Genomic DNA, 5,251 nt, shown 5'->3' on the forward strand with positions numbered 1-5,251 from the left:
CGGCTGCGGCTCCCGGAGCGGCAGCCGCTCCGCCCAGCAGATCTTTCATGCGGCCGCTGAACAGATGGCTCTGGACGATGCCGAACACCGTGATGCCGAGCGCCATGCCGAGCGAGCGCAGGAAGTTCAGCGTCGCGCTGGCCGTCCCGCGGTCCGAGACAGGCACGGAGAAGATGGCCGCATTGCTGAGCACCGAGAACGACGCGCCGATGCCCAGGCCGACCAGAATCATGAACAGCCTCAGCGTCCAGATGTTCGTTCCCTCGCCGATCGTCGCGAGCAGCACGAGGCCGAGCACGAGGATGGCAAGAGTCGGCATCATGAGGGTCCGGTACTTGAGCTTGGTCATGAGGAAGCCGCCCATCGTCGCCGTCACGACCGAGCCGACCATCATCGGCAGCAGCACGAGGCCGGAGTTGGTCGCTCTTCCGCCCAGCACGCCCTGCACGAAGATCGGAATGTAGACGGATGCCGTCACGAAGGCGGCGCCGCTGAAGATGCCGATCAGATTGCTGGAGAGGAATTCACGGTTGCGGAACATGCCGAACGTAATGATCGGCTCCTTGGCCCGCAGCTCGAACACGACGAACAGAATCGTGAGCACGGCAAATCCGGCGAACAGCCCGGATATTTGAATGGAGTCCCAAGCGTAGGTCTTCCCGCCGAATTCCAGGGCGAACATCAGGCAGACGACCGCTCCGACCAGCGTTGCCGCGCCTCCCCAGTCGATGACCTGCTTGGCATGCTTGGGCGATTCCTTGTAGAAGATCGCGATGAAGGCGAGCGCGATCAAGCCGAGCGGAAGATTGATGTAGAATACCCATTCCCAATGGATATGGTCCGTGATGTAGGCTCCGAGCAGCGGTCCGAAGATGCTGGAGAGGCCGAATACGGCGCCGAACAGGCCGCCCAGCTTGCCCCTCGCGCCTGCCGGCACGGCATCGAACATGATTGTGAAGGCGATCGGCACGAGCGCTCCGCCCCCGATGCCCTGGATGGCCCGGTAAATGGCCAGCTGCTCGATGGAAGTCGCGGTGCCGCATAACGCCGAGCCCGCCATGAACACGATGATGCCGAAAATATAGAATCTCTTGCGGCCGTACATATCGGACAACTTGCCGAAAATCGGCATGCCCGCCATTTCCGCTACCATATACGCCGAAGTGACCCAGACGAATTTGTCCAGTCCTCCAAGCTCGCTGACGATGGTTCCCATAGCCGTCGATACGATCGTCTGGTCCATGGAAGCCATCAGAATGCCTAGCAGCAATCCGGCCACGATGAGGCCCGTGCTGCGTGAGGCTTGCGCCATGATGATCCCCTGCCCTTCCCCTGTCTGTTTCCGGCCTTGAGGGCCGGACGCTTCCCCTATTATATAGAGGAGCCTTGCCGCGAAAATCAGTCCGGAGACTGATTTCAGTTAAAACTGAAACAGTTCGGACAAAGATGCTTACCGCAAAGACTTCAAGCCTGGCGGACGGATCGTCAGAACATCCTTCGCTTCTGTATCCAGCCTAACAAAAACACCCTGACAACTGATTGTCAGGGTTCCCGGAGGAGATGGACTAATTTCCGCCTGCGGCTTGAGCTCCATCCGGAGCCGGCTCTTTGCGCATGAAGCGGGCTTCGATTTTCTTGCATGCATACCAGGAGAGCACGATGAACAGGACCACGTAGACGAGCTGGAGAGGATCCCGGTAAAAGCGGGCGATGTCATGGCCGACAAAGGAAACGGCCAGCGCCATGACCGCTTTGCCGGCGGCGACGGCGGCCAGAAAACGAAGCACGCTCATGCGGGATACGGCTGCGGCCATGTTCACGAGCACGAACGGACCGACCGGGAACAGGCTCAGCACGAACACATAGCTGAAGCCGTTGCGGCGAATCCAGTCCATGCTGGCCTTCACCTTGGGCTTCGCCGCCCAGCGGCGGGCGATGCGGTGGCCGGCCGCTGTGCGCACCAGCAGGAACGTAGCCATGCAGCCGGCCACCAGGCCGATCCACGAGTATAAGAAGCCGGGCCACAAGCCGTATACGGCGGCGTTGACGCCGACGATCAGAATCGTCGGAAGCGGCGGCACGAACGATTTCAGGAAGGTCAGCAGGATGCCTGGGAGCGGTCCGTAGGAACGGTATTCTCCGAGCAGCCGGTGCAGATTTTCTTCCGTCATATAGTCAAGCAGGTCGGATATCATAGTCGATGCCCCTTTGGCCGGCTCTAGCTGCATAAGCTGCAGCTGGCAGGATGATCCTATCCGGTATGCCCATTGTATCGGCAAGCGGCAAGGAAATAAAGTCCCGCCCGGCGCCGAGGGGAGAAGTCCGGACAAGCAGGAAAAACATGTTCCGCACGCGGGCGGCATACTTTGGTACAAAGCTGCCCGTCCGCAGGGCGGCAAACTTTGGTACAAAGCTGTCCGTCCGCAGAGCGGCAAACTTGGTACAAAGCTGCCCGTCCGCAGGGCGGCAAACTTTGTACAAAGCTGACCGTCCGCAGGGCGGCATACTTTGAACAGAGCTGCCCGTCCGCAGGGCGGCACGGCTTCAGCGGCGGGCAGACTTTTGGCAATGCCATCGGAATTGAATCGGGAGGGTCCGCGTGTCCAGCCTCCGCTATAAAAGCTACCTTTCGATGCCTTCCGTACAGGCGTAATCAAGCGAACTCTGCCGGCTTGACCGGAGCAAGGAGAACTGCCATGAATCCGATCCTGCTGGGGTCGCTGGCGACGGCCATGTGCACGGCGGTCGGCGCGCTTCCCGCCCTTTTTATCAGCTCCATGACCCATCGCGGCAAAGACGTACTGCTTGCATTCACGGCCGGCATCATGGTGTCCGCATCGACCTACGGCCTCATTCCAAGCGCTCTCAAGCTGTCCAATCTAGGCGTGCTGACAGTTGGCATCCTGCTTGGCACAGAATTGCTCATTCCGCATACCGACACCGTCCATGGCGAGCTTCCGCAGCCGCTGCACTCGCAGAGCGGCGGATGGTTCGGCCTGGACCGCAATTCCACGCTCTTCCTCACCGCCATGGCGCTGCATAATCTGCCGGAGGGCTTATCCGTCGGCGTCAGCTACAGCAGCGGCGAAATCCAGCTGGGACCGATCGTGGCCGTCAGCATCGGCTTGCAGAATATTCCGGAAGGCTTCCTGACGGCACTGTTCCTGATTACTCAAGGTACAAAACGCGGTTACGCCGTCCTCATGGCTGTCGGAACCGGACTGCTGGAATTCATCGCTGCACTCCTTGGAGGCAGCTTTGCCGCGGCCATAGAGCCGGTCGTCCCTTACGGCCTCGCCTTCGCGGCCGGAGCCATGCTGTTCGTCGTCTACAAGGAGCTGATTCCGGAGAGCCACGGGGATGGACATGCAAGAACCGCGACCCTCTCGTTCATCGCCGGGCTGCTGACGATGATCTCTCTGACCCACGCGCTTGGATAGAAGGGAATCCGCTGAGGTTGGCGATTAGCGGGCACGGCTATATGCTGTTTGGCTATGTTTGGGACACAGGGGTGCAAGATGTTGAGGGGAGCGAGATGTTGAAGCGAACACGACGTTTTTCTAAATGCTTTCTTACGAATGAGATCCATTGCTCATTCTATCGGACATAGGATCCGTTATTCGCTCGTTTAGCTGCGATTCGGCTGATTATCGGACATACGATTCGTTATTCAGCCGTTTCGGCCTCAAAAACACAGGAAACGGGCCAAATAACGGATCTGATGTCCGATAGATCTCCTTTTTCGCCATTTTCATCCCCATAACGGATCTGATGTCCGATAGATCTCCTTTTTGGCCAGTTTCATCCCCATAACGGGTCTGATGTCCAGTCGAGCAGCCTTTGCTCCAATAAGCTTATGTCATCGTGCCTCGTGTTACTGATTAGTCCCTGATGCCGGGTTCCAATGTCAGGTGTCGGGGCTGGTGTCTGGTTTGTGGTTTGTGGTTTGTTGTTTCTGGTTTGTGATTTCTGGTTTGTGGTTTCTAGTGTCTGGTTTCTAGTGCCATGTGTCTGGTGCCTTGTGTCTGGTGCCTTGTTCCTTGTTTCTTCTCTTGTTTCTTGTTTCTTGTGTCTTGTGTCTTGTGTCTGGTGCCTTGCTTCTTGTGTCTTGTTTCAGGTGCCTACTAGTCTGCTGTTTCGTGCCTGGCGCCGTGGTATCGGATGTCGGCTGCCTGGGCTTCCGCCCGACATGTCCATAAAAAAAGAAGAAGCAAGCGGCTTGCGCAGCTTGCTCCTTCACCATCCTTACTTGCCGCTTGGATCCGGGACAGCGCAGCTCCCGTCCTCGCATGCGTCCCCATCGCTCGCTGCTGCAGGAACGGCGCAGGCTCCATCTCCGCAATCCCCGCCTGCGGCAGCTCCGGCTTGAACGGAATCGGCGGCAGCGGCCGCGCGCTCCGACCAAGCCTGCTCCAGCGCCTGGAGGAATACGGATGGAGGCTGGGCGCCGGATACGCCGTATTTGCGATCCAGGACATAGAAAGGAACTCCCTGGATGCCCAGCTCGGAGCCTTCCTGCTCGTCTCTCCTCGTCTCCGCCTCATATCGTCCCGAAGCGAGAACCTCTGCTGCTTCCGCCGCATCAAGCCCTGCTTCAGCTGCCAGCTCCGCCAGCGTCTGGCGGTCTTCGAGCAGCCGTCCTTGTTCGAAGTAGGCACGGAACATCCCTTCGGAAAGGGCGTTGCCCTTGCCCTGCTCCGATGCCCAGTGCATCAGGCGGTGGGCATCGAACGTATTGCCCGTCTTCATCGCGTCAAAATCGAAGGTCAAGCCGAGCTCGGCGGCCTGGCTGCCGACATTCGCATTGCTCGCCTTGGCCTGTTCCAATGGGAATCCGTATTTGCGCGACAGCAGTTCATGAATGCTGGTGCCCGGCACGTGCTTTGCATTCGGGTCCAGCTCGAAGCTGCGGTATACGACCTCGATCTTGTCCCGATGCGGAAACGATTGCAGCGCCAACTCAAACCTTTTCTTGCCGATATAGCAAAACGGACATGCATAGTCGGACCAAATCTCTACCTTCATGCTGCCTTCCTCCCGTTGTTTCGAATCCGTCCACAACTAACTGTAACTAAGTAAGTTACATTATTATAGCATAGCCGGGTTTCGGCGATCAAACGAACGGTCCGAGAGCCCTTGCAGGATGTCCGCCCATGCCGTTCATGCCGATCGAAGAGACGAGAGGCGTTGCCTGCACAACGCTTCACCAAGCTTCATCCACGGCGTTCGACAGAGCCCGGCACACGCTGCC

Annotated in this window: 4 protein-coding genes; 1 reads left to right on the forward strand and 3 read right to left on the reverse strand. The window is 58.4% G+C overall.

Going from position 1 to position 5,251, the window contains the following annotated elements:
* Both PHU01S_RS25315 and PHU01S_RS25320 read right to left on the reverse strand, forming a co-directional pair.
* Positions 1 to 1,312, reverse strand: a 1,312-nt coding sequence (locus PHU01S_RS25315; RefSeq protein WP_127510469.1) for an MDR family MFS transporter, incomplete at its 3' end; no start/stop codon positions are given.
* Positions 1,313 to 1,565: 253 nt separating this feature from the next.
* Positions 1,566 to 2,195, reverse strand: coding sequence for a TVP38/TMEM64 family protein (locus tag PHU01S_RS25320; protein WP_076358716.1), 630 nt, complete (start codon positions 2,193 to 2,195; stop codon positions 1,566 to 1,568).
* 501 nt (positions 2,196 to 2,696) lie between these two features.
* Here PHU01S_RS25320 and PHU01S_RS25325 point away from each other — a divergent pair.
* The gene (locus PHU01S_RS25325) at positions 2,697 to 3,440 is read left to right on the forward strand and encodes a ZIP family metal transporter (RefSeq protein WP_127510471.1); all 744 of its coding nucleotides are present in this window, start codon (positions 2,697 to 2,699) and stop codon (positions 3,438 to 3,440) included.
* A gap of 805 nt (positions 3,441 to 4,245) precedes the next feature.
* Here the strand turns inward: PHU01S_RS25325 and PHU01S_RS25330 are convergent.
* Positions 4,246 to 5,025 (reverse strand): DsbA family oxidoreductase, encoded by a 780-nt coding sequence (locus PHU01S_RS25330; protein ID WP_127510473.1) that lies wholly within the window; start codon positions 5,023 to 5,025, stop codon positions 4,246 to 4,248.
* Positions 5,026 to 5,251: the final 226 nt, after the last annotated feature.

The organism is Paenibacillus humicus NBRC 102415 (assembly GCF_004000905.1).
Classification (GTDB): domain Bacteria; phylum Bacillota; class Bacilli; order Paenibacillales; family Paenibacillaceae; genus Paenibacillus_O; species Paenibacillus_O humicus.